Genomic DNA, 16411 nt, shown 5'->3' on the forward strand with positions numbered 1-16411 from the left:
AGGGTGCGATCGGCGAACCCCGCATGCACCGTCTTCCTCTGGGAGTCGGAGAGTTCTTTGGCCGTGCCGGCCTTGCACGCAACGACCCGCCGGCATGTCGTTGCAAATGCTCGCCACCGCCGCAGCGATGGCTGCGCTTTGCGCCTTGCCCCGGGCGTTTCGATACACCTTTCCGACACCGCCGAAGAACGCCCGGCCTCTGCGCCGGCGACCCTGGGGGAAGACCTGATCCGCGCAGGTACGGGCGTTGCTGTCTCCTGGGCAGCCACCGCATGTCGCGGGGCGGAACACGAGACAGATGGAGTCAGACATGGACATGCTCGAACCCGGAAAATTCGGCACCGCGGTGCCTTTCAAGAAGCGTTACGGCAACTTCATCGGCGGCCGCTGGGTCGAGCCGGCGGATGGCCAGTATTTCGAGAACATCACGCCGGTCACGGGCAAGGCCTTCTGCGAAGTGCCGCGCTCCTCGGCCGCCGACATCGAGCGCGCACTGGACGCCGCGCATGCCGCCAAGACGGCCTGGGGCAAGACATCGACCACCGAGCGCGCCAACATCCTGAACAGGATCGCCGACCGCATGCAGGACAACCTGACCCTGCTGGCCACGGCCGAGACCTGGGACAACGGCAAGCCGATCCGCGAGACCACGGCCGCCGACCTGCCGCTGGCCATCGACCACTTCCGCTACTTCGCGGCCTGCGTGCGCGCCCAGGAAGGCGGCATCAGCCAGATCGACCACGACACCTACGCGTACCACTTCCACGAGCCCATCGGCGTCGTGGGCCAGATCATTCCCTGGAACTTCCCGCTGCTGATGGCGGTGTGGAAGCTGGCGCCCGCGCTGGCCGCCGGCAACTGCGTGGTGCTCAAGCCCGCCGAGCAGACGCCGGTCTCCATCCTGGTGCTGGCCGAGCTGATCGGCGACCTGCTGCCGCCCGGCGTGCTCAACATCGTCAATGGCTTCGGCGTGGAAGCCGGCAAGCCGCTGGCCTCCAGCAGCCGCATCGGCAAGATCGCGTTCACGGGCGAGACCACCACGGGCCGGCTGATCTCGCAGTACGCGAGCCAGAACCTGATCCCGGTCACGCTGGAGCTGGGCGGCAAGAGCCCCAACATCTTCTTCGCCGACGTGCTGGACAAGGACGACGCCTTCTTCGACAAGGCGCTCGAAGGCTTCGCGATGTTCGCGCTGAACCAGGGCGAGGTCTGCACCTGCCCGAGCCGTGCGCTGATCCAGGAATCGATCTACGAACGCTTCATCGAGCGCGCCATCGCCCGGGTCCAGGCCATCAAGCAGGGCAGCCCGCTGGACCCGAGCACCATGATCGGCGCGCAGGCTTCCAGCGAGCAGTTGGAGAAGATCCTGTCGTACCTGGACATCGGCCGGCAGGAAGGTGCCGCGGTACTCACCGGCGGCGCGCGCGCCACGCTGGAGGGCGACCTGGCCGGCGGCTACTACGTGCAGCCCACGGTCTTCCTGGGCCACAACAGGATGCGCATCTTCCAGGAAGAGATCTTCGGCCCCGTGGTGTCGGTGACCACCTTCAAGGACGAGGAGGAGGCTCTGGCCATCGCCAACGACACGCTGTATGGCCTGGGGGCCGGGGTGTGGAGCCGTGACGGCAATCGCGCCTTCCGCATGGGCCGCGGCATCCAGGCCGGGCGCGTGTGGACCAACTGCTACCACCAGTACCCGGCGCACGCGGCCTTCGGCGGCTACAAGCAGTCGGGCATCGGCCGCGAGAACCACAAGATGATGCTGGACCACTACCAGCAGACCAAGAACCTGCTGGTCAGCTACAGCGAGAACAAGCTGGGCTTTTTCTGACCGGCCCGGGCCGGCCCCACTTGGGCCGGCCAAAAGCCCCTCGACGGGAGCCCCGGCGGCACGGCATGGCCGGCCGTGCGGGCGGCCCTGTGCGCAAAGGCCGCACCGCGGATGCGCGACCCACGAATGACGGAGACATCGACGATGACAAGCAAGCGATCGCTGCTGGACCTGCTGTGCCTGAGTGCCGCGCTGGCCAGCCTGGTGACCGTGGCCTATGCCCATGGCGACATGGCGCCCCAGGCCGTGGACACCCACACCCTGCCGCAGCTGGGCAGCAAGGTCCTGGAGAGCAACCCCTACGCGCCGGGCGCCGCCAAGGCCGCCGCGAACAGCGAGGCCGTGCGCATCGGCAGCTCGGCCTACAACGCCAACTGCGCGCGCTGCCACGGGCTGGAGGCCAAATCCGGCGGCATCGCGCCCGACCTGCGCAAGCTCAACGCGGACTGCGGCGACGCGAAGAAGCCAGACAAGGCCTGCATGGCCGAGATGGACCAGTACTTCTTCACCACCGTGATGCAGGGCCGCACGCGCGACGGCCGCGTCTACATGCCGCCCTTCGACGGCATCCTGACGCAGGAAGCCATCTGGGCCCTGCGCAGCTACGTCGATACCCGAGCGCCCGACTGAATTGTTCACCACCACCCATGAGGAGACAGACCATGAAGAAGACCACTCTGGCGCTGGCCAGCGCCTTGCTGCTGGCCGCCATTGCGCATGCACAGACGGACAGCCCGGGCGTGACCTGGGACGAGATCGCCAACGACCACGCGAGCACCCGGGACGTGCTCTCCTACGGCATGGGCCTGAAGGGCCAGCGCTTCTCCCCACTCAAGCAGATCGACCGCAGCAACGTGGCCAAGCTCACGCCGGCCTGGAGCTTCTCGTTCGGCGGCGAGAAGCAGCGCGGCCAGGAGACGCAGGCGCTGGTGCACAACGGCGTGGTCTACGTGACGGCCTCGTACTCGCGCATGTTCGCGCTCGACGCCAAGACCGGCAAGCAGCTCTGGGCCTACGAGCACCGCCTGCCCGACGACATCCGGCCCTGCTGCGACGTGGTGAACCGTGGCGCCGCGATCTACGGCGACAAGGTCTATTTCGGCACGCTGGACGCACGTGTCGTGGCACTCAACAAGGACACCGGCAAGGTGGTCTGGAACAAGAAGTTCGGCGACCACAAGGTGGGCTACACCATGACTGGCGCGCCCACGCTCGTGAAGGAGAAGAACGGCCGCGTGCTGCTGATCCACGGCAGTTCGGGCGACGAGTTCGGCGTGGTCGGCTGGCTGTTCGCGCGCGACCCGGAGACCGGCGAGGAGGTCTGGGCGCGCCCGCTGGTCGAAGGCCACCAGGGCCGGCTCAACGGCCAGCCGAGCACCCACACGGGCGACCCCAAGGCGCCTTCGTGGCCCAACGATCCCAAGAGCGCGACCGGCAAGGTCCAGCCCTGGAGCCAGGGCGGCGGCGCGCCGTGGCAGAGCGCCACCTACGACCCCGAAACCAACACCATCGTGATCGGCGCGGGCAACCCCGCGCCCTGGAACGGCAACCTGCGCACGGCGCCCGGCGCCGACGCGTCCAAGTACGACAGCCTGTTCACCTCGGGCCAGGCCTACGTGGACGCGACGACCGGCGAGCTCAAGGGCTTCTTCCAGCACACGCCCAACGACACCTGGGACTTCTCGGGCAACAACGAGATCGTGCTGTTCGACTACAAGGACAAGAACGGCAAGACCATCAAGGCGGGCGGCCATGCCGACCGCAACGGCTTCTTCTTCGTGACCGACGTGAACAAGCTGGCCACGGGCGCGGGCTATCCGAACAAGCCGACGGCGCTGCTGGCGGCCTACCCCTTCGTGGACGGCATCACCTGGGCCAAGGGCTTCGATCTCAAGACGGGCAGGCCGATCGAGAACCCGAACCAGCGGCCCAAGCAGCCGGCCGAGGGCCAGGACAAGGGCGAAGCGGTGTTCGTCTCGCCGCCCTTCCTGGGCGGCAAGAACTGGAATCCGATGAGCTACAGCCCGGAGACCGGCCTGTTCTACATCGCGGCCAACCACTGGGGCATGGACTACTGGGCCGAGCACCTGGCCTACAAGCCCGGCTCCGCCTACCTGGGCATGGGCTTTCGCATCAAGCGCCTGCACGAGGACCATGTGGGCACGCTGCGCGCGCTGGACCCGCAGACCGGCAAGATCGCCTGGGAGAAGAAGGAGGTCTACCCGCTGTGGGCCGGCACGCTGGCCACGGCCGGCGGCCTGGTGGTGACGGGCACCTCCAACGGCTACGTGAAGATCTTCGACGCGAAGAACGGCGACGAGCTCTGGAAGTTCCAGACCGGCTCGGGCATCGTCTCGATCCCCACCACCTGGGAGCAGGACGGCGAGCAGTACATCGGCATCGCCTCGGGTTACGGCGGTGCCGTGCCGCTGTGGGGCGGCGACATGGCCGACCTGACCAAGACAGTCACGCAGGGCGGCTCGTTCTGGGTGTTCAAGCTCCCGAAGAGCTGAACATGCCGCCGCTTCGCATCCTCCTGGGCGCGGCGGCGCTGGCGGCATCGCTGGGTGCTGCCGCGCAAACACCCGTGGCGACCTGCACGCCCGGCCCGCGCGCGCAATGCGCCGGTGCCGACCTGCGCTTCGCCAACCTCGTGGGCAGAGACCTGCAAGGCGCGGACTTCCGCGGCGCCAAGCTGGATCGCGCCGATCTGCGCGCGGCCAACCTGGTCGGCGCGGACTTCACGGACGCCAGCGCGCTGGCCGCGCAGTTCGGCAAGGCCTATCTGGCGCAGGCGCGCTTCGTGCGCGCCCGGCTCGTGGGCGCGGACTTCGAATCGGCGCGCATGAGCAAGTCCGACTTCACGCAGGCCGACCTCACGGCCGCCAACCTTTCGGGCGCCTGGTCCGTCGGCACGCGCTACGAGGGCGCGCGGCTGGACAGCGCCGACGTGCAGGAGACCAAGTTCAGCACGTCGACCTTCCGCAACGCGTCCATGCGCGGCACCAAGCTGCGCTTCGCGGTGTTCTCCGATGTGGATTTCGAGGGCTGCACCGGCTGCCCTGTCGACTGGTAAGGAAAGAACGGAAATGCAACGTACACTCTCTTCGCTGCTGGTTGCCATGGGCCTGGCCTGCGCCGGCGGCGTGCAGGCCAAAACCTGCGCGCTGACCATCTCTTCCAACGATCAGATGCAGTTCGACCAGGCCGAGCTGAAGGTCGCATCCGACTGCACGAGCGTGGAGCTGACCCTCAGGCACGCCGGCAAGCTCCCTGCCGCGGCCATGGGCCACAACTGGGTGCTGACCGAGACTTCGGCCATGCGCTCCGTCGCCCTGGCTGGCATGAATGCGGGCGCTGCGGCTGGCTATGTGAAGCCGGGCGACGAACGCGTGATCGCGGCCACGCCGGTCATCGGCGGCGGCGCCAGCACCAAGATCAGCTTCACCACCAACAAGCTCAGGAAGGGCGGCGACTACAGCTTTTTTTGTTCCTTTCCCGGACATTGGTCGGTGATGAAGGGCAAGCTCGTGTTCGGATGACCCCCGCGCGCGGCCTGCCGCGCAGGCGCCGCGGGCCCTCCCCACGGCGCAGAACATGCGAGGAGCCTGAAATGATTTCCGCTGAACGCGTCAGCGCAACACCGGCTGCGCTGGCCTTGATCGAAGCGCTGAGCGCGCGGCATGGGCCGCTGATGTTCCACCAGTCCGGCGGCTGTTGCGACGGCAGTGCGCCCATGTGCTATGCCGAGGGGGAGCTGTGGGTGGGGGACGGCGACCGGCTGCTGGGCCACATCGGCGGCATGCCCTTCTACATCAGCGCCGCGCAGTTCGAGTATTGGCAGCACACGCACCTGATCATCGACGTCGTGCCGGGGCGCGGCGGCATGTTCTCGCTGGAGGGACCCACGGGCCAGCGTTTCCTGACCCGCTCGCGCCTGTACCTGGACGAGGAGTGGGCGCAGCTGCAAGACCAGGAAGCGGCGCAGTGCGGAGGCCGACCATGAAGTGCGCGTCGACGCGGGGCCTGGCCGGCGGGCTGCTGGTGCTGGTGCCGGTCCTGTGCGCCCAGGCTCAGGACGCGTCCGCTGTGGCGGCGCAGCCGGCCCCGGAACAGGGGCCAGTGCAGGCGCAGGCCCTGCCCGTCGTCACCGTGAGCACGCCGCGCGGCAGCCTCGTGCCTTTCGACGTGCCCGCGTCCATCGACCGCGTGGAAGGCAGCGAGCTGCGCGAGGGCCGGCTGCAGGCGCAGCTCAGCGAGGGCCTGGGCAGCGTGCCCGGCCTGCAGGTGCAGGACCGGCGCAACCTCGCGCAGGACCTGCAGCTGTCCATCCGCGGCTTCGGCGCGCGCTCCACCTTCGGCGTGCGCGGCGTGCGCATCTACGTGGACGGCATCCCCGCCACGCTGCCCGACGGCCAGGGCCAGACCTCCAACATCGACATCGGCACGCTCGAGCGCATCGAGGTGCTGCGCGGGCCGTTCTCGGCGCTGTACGGCAACTCCTCGGGCGGCGTGGTGCAGGCCTTCACCGCGCCGGGCGAAGGCCGGCCGCTGCTGCGCTACACCGTGGGCGGCGGCAGCTCGGACACCTGGCGCCAGGCCCTCGAGCTCAGCGGCGCACAGCCGCTGGGCGGGCAGGGTGGCGGCGCCGCGCTGGACTACCGCCTGAGCCTGAGCCGCTTCGACACCGAAGGCTGGCGCGACCACAGCGCTGCGCGGCGCGACCTGGCCAACGCACGGCTGGGGCTGGCGCTGGACAACGGCGCGCGCCTCACGCTCATCTACAACCAGGTGCGCATCGCGGCGCAGGACCCGCTGGGCCTGACCGAGTCGCAGTGGCGCAGCACCCCGCGCGCCGCGCCGCTGGCCGAGCAGTACGACACGCGCAAGACCGTGGCGCAGCGGCAGATCGGCCTGCTCTACGAACAGCGCATCGCGCCCGACCACGACCTGCGGCTGATGGTCTACGGCGGCGAGCGCGAGAACACGCAGTTCCAGTCCATTCCGCCCGCGGCGCAGCAGAACCCGGGCCATGCGGGCGGGGTGATCGACCTGTCGCGCCGCTACAGCGGCGTCGACCTGCGCTGGACCACGCGCCAGCAACTGGCCGGCCGGCCCATCGAGGTGAGCACCGGCCTGGCCTGGGACGGCCTGCGCGAACAGCGCAAGGGCTACCAGAACTACCTGGGGCCACTGTCTGCGCCCGTGCTGGGCGTGCAGGGCCGCCTGCGCCGCGACGAAAGCAACCGCGTGCGCAACCTGGACCCCTACGTGCAGGCCAACTGGCAGATCGCCGAGGCCTGGAGCCTGGAGGCCGGCGTGCGCCGCAGCCGCGTGCGCTTCGAGTCGCGCGACCACTACCTGGCCAACGGCGATGACAGCGGCACGGCGCGCCACGCGCGCGTGCTGCCCGTCGCGGCGCTGCGCTGGCAGCCCACGCGCGACCTCGCGCTGTACGCCTCGGCCGGCCGCGGCTTCGAGACGCCCACGCTCAATGAACTCTCGTACCGCCCCGACGGCATCGGTGGCCTGAACCTGGGCCTGCGCCCGGCCGTGAGCACCAGCGTGGAAGTGGGAGCCAAGGCGCGCCTGGCCGGCGGCCTGCTCACGGCGGCGCTGTTCCACACACGCACGCGCGACGAGATCGTGGCCCACGGCAGCAGCGGCGGGCGCAGCAGCTTCCAGAACGCCGGCCGCACGCGCCGCCACGGCGCCGAGATCGCCTGGCTGCACCAGAGCGCGACGAACTGGCGCACCCAGCTGGCCTACACCTGGCTGGACGCACGCTATGCCGACGGCTTCTGCACGCCGCTGCCGTGCAATGACGCCAACCGGGTGCAGGCCGATGCGCGCCTGCCCGGCATTGCGCGCCAGTCCTTCTACGCCTCGCTGGGCTGGGTGCCCCCGCAGGGCTGGCGTGCGGGCGTGGACCTGCGCGCCCAGAGCCGCGTGATGGCCAACGACCGCAACAGCGCCAGCGCGCCCGGCTACGCACTGGTGGGCGCCTGGCTCGGCTGGACGCACCGTTGGGGCCCATGGTCCGTCGAGGCCTTCGCACGTGCCGACAACCTCCTGGACCGCCGCTATGCGGGCTCGGTCATCGTCAACGAGAGCAACGGCCGCTATTTCGAGCCCGCGCCGGGCCGGCAATGGTCGGCGGGGGTGAGCGCGGCCTATCGCTTCTGAAGGCAGCCGCGGCTGCCGATCCCGGGCCTGCGCGCGGTAGGGAGCTCGCTCGCGTCGTGTCGCGGCGCTGCGTCGGTGGGGCCCCGGCCCGGTCGCCAGACGCACCACGGGCCGCCCGAGGCGGCCCGTGGAGGACAGAGGTGGGCTGAAGGACCGCGTGCGGCTGCGGCCCTTTCGCTGCTGCCCGGCCGTGCGTCAGACGCGCGGCGCCGGCGCCTCGTCGCTGCGCACGTTGGGCAGCTCGACGCGGCCCAGGTCCTGGCGCGTTTCCACCAGTTCCAGCGCGCCTTCGTCGATCACGATCAGCGGCGGGCGCTGGCGCGGCACATGCACCGGAGCCGGTTCGGCCGCGATGGCGGCACGCACCTCGGCCACGCGCTCGGCGTTGGAATTCACCCATTCCAGCTGTGCGCTTTCGGCGATGGCGCTCAGTTCCTGCACGGGCAGCTCGTAGGCCTGCACGCGGGGCAGGCCGCCGGAGCGGCCGCCGTCCGGTGCCGGCGCGGCGGCGAGCGTGTGCAGCACCACGGCGGCGGCTTCCTGCGCCGCCCCGCCGGCCGGGCTGGCGGCCACCGGCAACTGGGCACGCAGGGCTTCGCGCAGCACGGCCATGTCGCTGCCGGGCTCCACATCGGCGGGCTGCGCCACCGGCGCGGTGGCCTGGGCGGGCGCGGCTTCGGCCGAAGGCGTAGTCGGCGCGGGTGCCGGTGCTTGCACTTCGGCGGGGGCCGGTTCGCGGCCTTCGCGCGGCGCACGCTCGCGGCGGTCGCGGCCGTAGCGGTCACGCGAACGGCCGCGGCGCGGTTCCTCGTCGCCGCGCGGCGAGGCGGATTCCGGCGCGCCGGGGTTGTCCAGCAGCGCGTCGGCGGTTTCGGCGTCGGCCGCCTCATGGGCCGGCAGGCGTTCGCGTGCTTCGCCGCGGTCCTCGCGCGCGGCGCGGGTTTCGCCATCGCCGCGGCGCTCGCCCTGGCGGCGTGCGCGCGAACCGGCTTCGCGCGTGTCGGCGCGGTCTTCGCGCGATTCGCCGTGGACACCCGTGTGGCCCGTGCTGCCGTCGTCCCGGAGGTTCTCTTCGCCGGCCGGCGCTTCGGCATCGCGGCGCTCGCCACGCGGGCGGCGTTCGGCGGGATCGCGCGGCGGGCGGTTCAGGTCGCGTTCGCCTTCCGCGCGGGCGGCGTCGCGGCGGCTTTCACGCGGCGCGCCGTCGCGGCCTTCGCCCTGGCCGTTGCGGGCGCGGCGCTCGCCGTCGCGCTCACCGCGTTCGCGGCGCTCGCCGTCCCGGCGATCGTCGTCGCGGCGTTCGCTGCCCTCGCGGCGTTCACCGTCACGGCGGCCACCGTCGCGGCGCGCGTCGTTGTCGCGGCGTTCGCTGTCGCGGTCACCGCGTTCACGGCGCTCACCGTCGCGCCGTTCGCCGTTGCCTTCACCGCGGCGCTCGCCGCCGCGGCCCCGGCCGCCGCGACCTTCACGGCCTTCACGGCCTTCACGGCCTTCGCGGCGTGCAGGACGGCTTTCTTCCGCGGCCGGCGCGGGGGCCACCGCAGGGGCCGGGGCGGCCACCGGCGCGGGCGTGCCGGCGCCGAACAGGCTCTTGATCCAGCCCAGGATGCCGCCCTGGGCCGGCGCCGGCGCGGCCACCACCGGGGCGGCGGGCGCTGGGGCCGGCGCGGGTGCGGCTTCGGCCTTGGGCGCGCGCGGCTCGGGTTGCGGCGGCGGCGAATCGGGCACCACCAGGCCCTTGATCACGGGCGTCTGGCGGTTGGTGGGCTCCTGCGAGCGGCGCGTGATGCCTTCCTCTTCGCCAAAGTCCTCGGCCATGGTGTAGCTGGCGCGCAGCTGGTCCAGGCGCGGGTCGTCGTGCTTGAGGCGCTCCAGGCGGTAGTTGGGCGTCTCCAGCGTCTTGTTGGGCACCATCAGCACGCTCACGCGCTGCTTGATCTCGATCTTGGCGATCTCGGTGCGCTTCTCGTTGAGCAGGAAGGAGGCCACTTCCACCGGCACCTGCGTGTGCACGGCGGCGGTGTTGTCCTTCATGGACTCTTCCTGAATGATGCGCAGGATCTGCAGCGCGCTCGATTCGGTGTCGCGGATGTGGCCGGAGCCGCCGCAGCGCGGGCAGGGGATGGAGGCGCCTTCGGTCAGCGCCGGCTTCAGGCGCTGGCGGCTCATCTCCAGCAGGCCGAACTTGCTGATCGAGCCGAACTGCAGGCGCGCGCGGTCCTGCTTGAGGGCGGCCTTCAGGCGTTCCTCGACCTCGCGGCGGTTCTTCGACTCGTCCATGTCGATGAAATCGATCACCACCAGGCCGCCGATGTCGCGCAGGCGCAGCTGGCGGGCCACTTCGTCGGCCGCCTCCAGGTTGGTGCGCGTGGCGGTTTCCTCGATGTCGCTGCCCTTGATGGCGCGCGCCGAGTTGACGTCAATGGAGACCAGCGCCTCGGTGTGGTCGATCACGATGGCGCCGCCGCTGGGCAGCTGCACCGTGCGGGCGTAGGCCGATTCGATCTGGTGCTCGATCTGGAAGCGGCTGAACAGGGCCGCGTCGTCCCGGTAGCGCTTGATCTTGGCCGCATGCTCAGGCATCACGTACTGCATGAACTGCTTGGCCTGCTCGTAGATGTTGTCCTCGTCGATCAGGACATCACCCATCTTCTCGTCGAAGTAGTCGCGGATCGCCCGGATCACGAGCGAGGATTCCTGGTAGATCAGGAAGGCGCCCTTGCCGCTGCTGGCGCTTTCGATGGCGGCCCAGAGCTTGAGCAGGTAGCTCAGGTCCCACTGCAGTTCCTTGGCCGAGCGCTCGATGCCCGCGGTGCGCACGATGATGCTCATGCCCTTGGGGTACTCGAGCTGGTCCAGCGCTTCCTTGAGCTCGGCGCGCTTCTCGCCCTCGATGCGCCGGCTCACGCCGCCGCCGCGCGGGTTGTTGGGCATCAGCACCACGTAGCGGCCGGCCAGGCTGATGAAGGTGGTCAGGGCCGCGCCCTTGTTGCCGCGCTCTTCCTTTTCCACCTGGACCAAGATCTCCTGGCCTTCCTTGATCGCATCCTGGATGCGGGCCGAGGAGGCGGAAACGCCTTCGGCGAAGTACTGCTTGGAGATTTCCTTGAAAGGCAGGAAGCCGTGGCGCTCCTCGCCGTAGTTGACGAAGCAGGCTTCCAGCGAAGGCTCGACGCGCGTGACGACGGCCTTGTAGATGTTGCCCTTGCGCTGCTCGCGCCCTTCGATCTCGATTTCGTAGTCGAGGAGCTTCTGCCCGTCGACGATGGCCAGGCGGCGTTCTTCGGCCTGCGTGGCGTTGATCAGCATCCGCTTCATGGGAGTGCGTGTCCTTTTTGTTGTCTCGTACTGGCCCGGATGGGGCCCACGATGCGCGGACGACGCAGAGAAACGACGGGGAACTGCCGCGGCACTCCGGAAGGCTCGGGCAAGGGCAAGCGCCCCGCCCGCGACGGGCTCAACCCGCTGGCCAGGGAGTGGGGGGCGCGAGGATGGGGACGAGGCCGATGCCGCATCGGGGTCGCGCGGCCGGCCCGCAGGGGGCGGGGCGGGCGGTCACGACAGGCGCGGGTGCGGCTCCAATGCCCTGCGGCGCGGGCATCCGCCAGCGCAGGAACAGTTGAATCAGCCACATCAGCACAGCAAAGGCTCTCGCTCGTATCCGCCGGCCGGCGCACCAGGGGGCGCCAGTCGGCTTGGGGTATTCCGTGTCGGGGTTTCGTCTGTGTCGGCCAGACTGTCGGGCGCCTTTCGCCGCCGGGCGCGGTTGCGCGGGGCCTGCGGGCGGCACCTGAAAGCGGCATCGACCTGCCAGGGCATCGGTGGGTGCTCTAAACTTCTCGTTCAAATCAAGCACTTACACAGGCGCGCTGGTGAAAAAGATTATAGGTGCGAAGCCGCAGGCGCCGGCGGCGAGCCGGGCGCTTTCGTCTGCGGCTTCGTCCGGTGAAGTGCGACTGCTGGCCGTGGACGAGGAGTCGGCCGGCCAGCGGCTGGACAACTTCCTGTTGCGCACGCTCAAGGGCGTGCCCAAGACGCATGTCTACCGCATCATCCGTTCGGGCGAGGTGCGGCTGAACAAGGGGCGGGTGCAGGCCGACACGCGCATCGCGGCCGGCGACCTGCTGCGCGTGCCGCCGGTGCGCGTGAGCGCGGCGGCCGCCGCCAGGGAGGCCGCCCCGGCCGCGCCGCCGCGCGGCTTCGACCTGCTGCACGAGGACGAGGCCCTGCTTGCCATCAACAAGCCGGCCGGCGTGGCCGTGCATGGCGGCAGCGGGCTGAGCTTCGGCGTGATCGAGCATCTGCGCGCCGCGCGGCCGGCGGCCCGTTTCCTCGAACTGGTGCACCGCCTGGACCGCGAGACCTCCGGCGTGCTGCTGGTGGCCAAGAAGCGCAGCGCGCTCACGGCACTGCAGGCGCAGTTCCGCACGCGCGAAACCGGCAAGACCTACCTGGCGCTGGCTGAGGGCGAATGGCCCGCGCGCCTGAAGGTGCTGGACGCGCCGCTGGCCCGCTACCTGCTGCCCGCCAGGCCCGGCCAGGCCGAGGGCGAGCGCCGCGTGAAGGTGGTGGACAAGGACCATCCCGACGCCATGCGCGCGCTGACGCTGGTGCGCGTGCTCGCGCGGCTGACGCTGCCCGGCGACGACCGGCCCATGAGCCTGCTGGCCGTCACCATCAAGACCGGGCGCACGCACCAGATCCGCGTGCACCTGGCTTCGGCCGGCCATCCGATCGCGGGCGACGACAAATACAGCGACTTCGAGCGCCGCCGCGACCTGGCGCGCCTGGGGCTCAAGCGCATGTTCCTGCACGCCTGGCGGCTGCGCTTCGAGCACCCGGCCACGGGCGAGGCGCTGGCGCTGCAGGCCGACCTTCCCTCCGAATTGGCGGCCCTGATGCCGCCCGCCGCCCTCCAGGCCCTGGCCGACCCCGGACCCTCCGCATGACCTCTTCCCCTGAAGCGGGCGCTGAACGCCCCCGCCGCTTCGACCTCATCGCCTTCGACTGGGACGGCACGCTCTACGACTCCACGGCCCTGATCGTGCGTTGCATCCAGTCCGCCGTGGAGGACGTGGGCGGCAAGCGCCCGAGCGACCAGGACGCGGCCTGGGTCATCGGCCTGGGCCTGGCCGAGGCGCTGGCGCGCGCCGCACCCGACGTGCCGCCCGAAAAATACCCACAGCTGGGCGCGCGCTACCGCCACCACTTCCTGCTGCACCAGGACGATCTGGTGCTCTTCGACGGTGTGCTGTCGATGCTGGATGCTCTGCACGCGCGCGGCCACAAGCTGGCCGTGGCCACGGGCAAGTCGCGCCGCGGGCTGGACCTGGCGCTGGACACCGTGGCGCTGCGCCACCGCTTCGACGCCTCGCGCACCGCCGACGAGACCTTCGGCAAGCCGCATCCGCGCATGCTGCTGGAGCTGATGGAGGAACTGGGCGTACCGGCTTCGCGCACCCTGATGATCGGCGACACCACGCACGACCTGCAGCTGGCGCTCAACGCCGGCTGCGCCAGCGTGGGCGTGAGCTACGGCGCCCACACGCCCGAAGGCTTCGCGCCGCTGTCGCCGCTGCACGTGGCCCATTCGGTGCCCGACCTGGCGGCCTGGCTGCTGGACCACGCCTGAGACCTCTCCCGCGCACGCGCATGACACTCCCCAGCCCACCCCTGCCGCGACAGGACGATGAAGGTGAAGCGGTTCCGCTGTGCAATTCGCGCGACCTGGCCGACGGCGGCCGGGCCGTGGGTTTCGACGTCGTCTACGGCGGCCAGACCTGCCGCGCCTTCGCCATCCGCTTCGAGGGGCGCGTGCATGCCTATCTCAACCGCTGCACCCATGTGGCAATGGAGATGGACTACCAGGAGAACCGCTTCTTCGACGACACCGGCCAGTGGCTGCTGTGCGCCACGCACGGCGCCGCCTACCGGCCCGACAGCGGCGCGTGCGCCGGCGGCCCCTGCCGAGGCGGGCTGGTGAAGATTCCCTTGAGCGAGAGGGACGGCGTGGTGCACTGGCATACTGCCTGGAACCTGCAGCCCTTGCAGTTCTAGCGCCGCTGGGCGCTTTCATCCATGAGCGACCCTGACCGACGCGAGCCGGCGGGCTTCGGCCCCGATCCTCACGCATTGCCGGCGGCGCCGGCCCCTTCCACTTCCCCGTCTTCATCCGTGAACAACGACCCCACTTCCAAGCCCGGCTGGGAGCGCGCCACGCTCGAAAAGCTGGCTTTTGCCGCCCTCAAGGAACAGCGCGCCGCGCGCCGCTGGAAGACCTTCGTGCGCCTGGCCTGGCTGGCTTTCTTCATCGCCCTGGTGTGGCTGGGCGTGTCGCGCTCGCAGAGCACGGCCGTGAACAGCGCCCCGCACACGGCGGTGGTGGAGATCGAGGGCGCGATCGCGGGCGACTCCGACGCCAGCGCCGAGTACATCGTGGCCGCCGTGCGCAGCGCCTTCGAGGACGCGGGCTCCAAGGGCGTGGTGCTGCTGATCAACTCGCCCGGCGGCAGCCCGGTGCAGGCCGGCATCATCCATGACGAGATCAAGCGCCTGCGCGCCAAGCACAACAAGCCGGTGTATGCCGTGGTCGAGGAGACCTGCGCCTCCGCCGCCTACTACATTGCCGCCGCGGCCGACGAGATCTTCGTCGACAAGGCCAGCCTGGTCGGCAGCATCGGCGTGCTGATGGACGGCTTCGGCTTCACCGGCACCATGGAAAAGCTGGGCGTGGAGCGCCGCCTGCTCACTTCCGGCGCGAACAAGGGCTTCCTGGACCCCTTCAGCCCGATGAGCGACGCCCAGCGTGCCCATGCGCAGCAGATGCTGGACCAGATCCACGCCCAGTTCATCGACGTGGTGAGGAAGGGCCGCGGCGAGCGTCTGAAGACCGAGACGCCCGAGCTGTTCAGCGGCCTGTTCTGGACCGGCCAGCAGGCCATCGCCCTGGGCCTGGCCGACAAGCTGGGCAGCGTGGAATTCGTGGCCCGCGACGTGCTCAAGGCCGAGGAGATCATCGACTACACGCGCCGCGAGAACGTGGCCGAGCGGCTGGCCAAGCGCTTCGGCGCCGCGGCGGCGCAGGCGGCCGTGCAGGCGCTGCAGACCACGCCGTCGCTGCGCTGAGCGTCGTTTCCTGTTCCGATGCGCCCCTGCGGGAAAGGCTCCCGCAGGGGCGTTCTGTTTTGGGGGCGTCTCAGGCGCGCGCGTGCCGGGCGGACATTGCCAGCGCCAGCGCGAACAGCACCACCACGCCCAGCGCGAAGGTCAGTGAGCTGACGCGCGCGACCAGGCCGATCAGCGGCGGCCCGGCCATGAAGCCCAGGTAGGCGGCCGCGGACACGGCCGCGATGCCGCGCGCCGGCTCGATGCCCGGCACGCGCGCGGCGGCGGCGAACAGCACCGGCACCACGTTGGCAAAGCCGATGCCCACGCCCGCGCAGCCGGCCAGTGCCACCCATGGCGAATCGGTCAGCAGCACCAGCGTCATCGCGGCGGCAGCGAGCAGCGCGCTGCCGCGCACCAGCACCGCCGGCTCGAAGCGCGCGCGCAACGCGTCGCCACCGAAGCGCGCGGCCGCCATCGCGGCCGAGAAGCTGGCATAGGCCAGCGCCGCCTGTTCCTGCGGGCTGCCCAGCTCCTGCTGCAGGTAGAGCACGCTCCAGTCGTACATCGCGCCTTCGGCGATCAGGCCCAGCGCCGCCAGCACGCCCAGGACCACCAGGGCACCGCGCGGCAGGCGAAAGCCTTCCTGGCTGGGCGCCGACTGCGTGTGGCGCGCGGGCAGCATCCAGTGGCCGAAGCCCGCGATGGCCGCGGCCATGACCCCGGCCACGGCCAGCAGGTGCCAGGCGGCGCCCAGGCCGGCCGCCAGTGTGGCGCTGCCGCTCACCGCGCCCACCATGCCGCCCAGGCTGAACATGCCGTGCATGCCGCTCATCAGCGGCTGGCGGTCCAGCAGCTCGATCTGCGCGGCCTCGGTGTTGATGGCGACGTCGAACACGCTCGTGACCATGCCGAAGACCGCCAGCAGCACGAGCAGCCCGGCGTAGCCCGGCATGGCCAGCAGGCCGGCCAGCAGCAGCGCGTAGAGGGCGCCCGTCAGGCGCGCGCAGGGGCCGGCGCCGAAGCGCGCGATCCAGCGGCTGGCGCGCGTCAGGCCGAACAGCGCGCCGAAGCCGGCCGCCAGCATGGCCAGGCCCAGCGTGGCCTCGTCCAGGCCGTAGTGCGCCTTGACGGTGGGAATGTGCACGCCCCAGGTCGCGAAGATGAAGCCGGAGCAGAAGAACTGGTTGCGGGCGGCCCAGCGGGTCGCGGTGGGGGACAGGGCGGTCAAGAAAAAGAAATCCGGAAGGGCGGCGCCTGGTGCATGGCGGGGCGAAGGCCTGTGCGGGC

General features: G+C 70.6%; 13 protein-coding genes. 11 read left to right on the plus strand and 2 right to left on the minus strand.

What is annotated here, in order from left to right; all coding sequences use genetic code 11:
- Positions 1-310: 310 nt before the first annotated feature.
- From adh to LG388_RS17760, 7 genes are all read left to right on the plus strand, one after another.
- On the plus strand, positions 311-1831 hold the full coding sequence (gene adh / locus LG388_RS17730; RefSeq protein WP_225784039.1) for an aldehyde dehydrogenase: 1521 nt from the start codon (positions 311-313) through the stop codon (positions 1829-1831).
- A 144-nt stretch (positions 1832-1975) separates the two neighbouring features.
- On the plus strand, positions 1976-2461 hold the full coding sequence (gene pedF, locus LG388_RS17735) for a cytochrome c-550 PedF (protein ID WP_225784040.1): 486 nt from the start codon (positions 1976-1978) through the stop codon (positions 2459-2461).
- 32 nt (positions 2462-2493) lie between these two features.
- Complete coding sequence (locus LG388_RS17740; RefSeq protein WP_225784041.1) at positions 2494-4344, plus strand: methanol/ethanol family PQQ-dependent dehydrogenase; 1851 nt, start codon at positions 2494-2496, stop codon at positions 4342-4344.
- A 2-nt stretch (positions 4345-4346) separates the two neighbouring features.
- Positions 4347-4907 (plus strand): pentapeptide repeat-containing protein, encoded by a 561-nt coding sequence (locus tag LG388_RS17745; RefSeq protein ID WP_225784042.1) that lies wholly within the window; start codon positions 4347-4349, stop codon positions 4905-4907.
- Between the two features lie 13 nt (positions 4908-4920).
- The gene (gene azu, locus LG388_RS17750; protein WP_225784043.1) at positions 4921-5373 is read left to right on the plus strand and encodes an azurin; all 453 of its coding nucleotides are present in this window, start codon (positions 4921-4923) and stop codon (positions 5371-5373) included.
- Positions 5374-5444: 71 nt separating this feature from the next.
- Positions 5445-5837, plus strand: a complete 393-nt coding sequence (locus tag LG388_RS17755) for a DUF779 domain-containing protein (RefSeq protein WP_225784044.1) — start codon at positions 5445-5447, stop codon at positions 5835-5837.
- Entirely contained in the window at positions 5834-8017 is a 2184-nt protein-coding gene (locus LG388_RS17760) for a TonB-dependent receptor (RefSeq protein WP_225784045.1), read from the plus strand. The genes LG388_RS17755 and LG388_RS17760 overlap by 4 nt, the downstream gene beginning before the upstream one ends.
- A gap of 195 nt (positions 8018-8212) precedes the next feature.
- Here the strand turns inward: LG388_RS17760 and LG388_RS17765 are convergent, their stop codons facing one another.
- Entirely contained in the window at positions 8213-11335 is a 3123-nt protein-coding gene (locus LG388_RS17765; protein ID WP_225784046.1) for an Rne/Rng family ribonuclease, read from the minus strand.
- 554 nt (positions 11336-11889) lie between these two features.
- On the opposite strand from LG388_RS17765, the gene LG388_RS17770 reads away from it, so the two are divergent.
- The 4 genes from LG388_RS17770 to LG388_RS17785 are packed head-to-tail and all read left to right on the plus strand — an operon-like array spanning position 11890 to position 15142.
- Positions 11890-12966 carry an RluA family pseudouridine synthase gene (locus tag LG388_RS17770; RefSeq protein ID WP_225784047.1) on the plus strand — a complete coding sequence of 359 codons (1077 nt, stop codon included), beginning with the start codon at positions 11890-11892 and terminating at the stop codon, positions 12964-12966.
- Positions 12963-13649: an HAD-IA family hydrolase gene (locus LG388_RS17775; protein ID WP_225784048.1), complete on the plus strand. Its 687-nt coding sequence runs from the start codon at positions 12963-12965 to the stop codon at positions 13647-13649. Before LG388_RS17770 ends, LG388_RS17775 begins: the two co-directional genes overlap by 4 nt.
- Before the next feature lie 20 nt (positions 13650-13669).
- A complete protein-coding gene (locus LG388_RS17780; protein WP_225784049.1) occupies positions 13670-14074 on the plus strand; it encodes a Rieske 2Fe-2S domain-containing protein in 405 nt (134 codons plus the stop codon).
- A 21-nt stretch (positions 14075-14095) separates the two neighbouring features.
- On the plus strand, positions 14096-15142 hold the full coding sequence (locus LG388_RS17785; RefSeq protein ID WP_225784050.1) for a S49 family peptidase: 1047 nt from the start codon (positions 14096-14098) through the stop codon (positions 15140-15142).
- A 70-nt stretch (positions 15143-15212) separates the two neighbouring features.
- On the opposite strand, the gene LG388_RS17790 is transcribed toward LG388_RS17785, so the two are convergent.
- The gene (locus LG388_RS17790) at positions 15213-16343 is read right to left on the minus strand and encodes an MFS transporter (RefSeq protein WP_225784418.1); all 1131 of its coding nucleotides are present in this window, start codon (positions 16341-16343) and stop codon (positions 15213-15215) included.
- Positions 16344-16411 lie beyond the last annotated feature (68 nt).

It is taken from the genome of Xenophilus sp. Marseille-Q4582, from assembly GCF_916700565.1.
GTDB lineage: Bacteria > Pseudomonadota > Gammaproteobacteria > Burkholderiales > Burkholderiaceae_C > Xenophilus.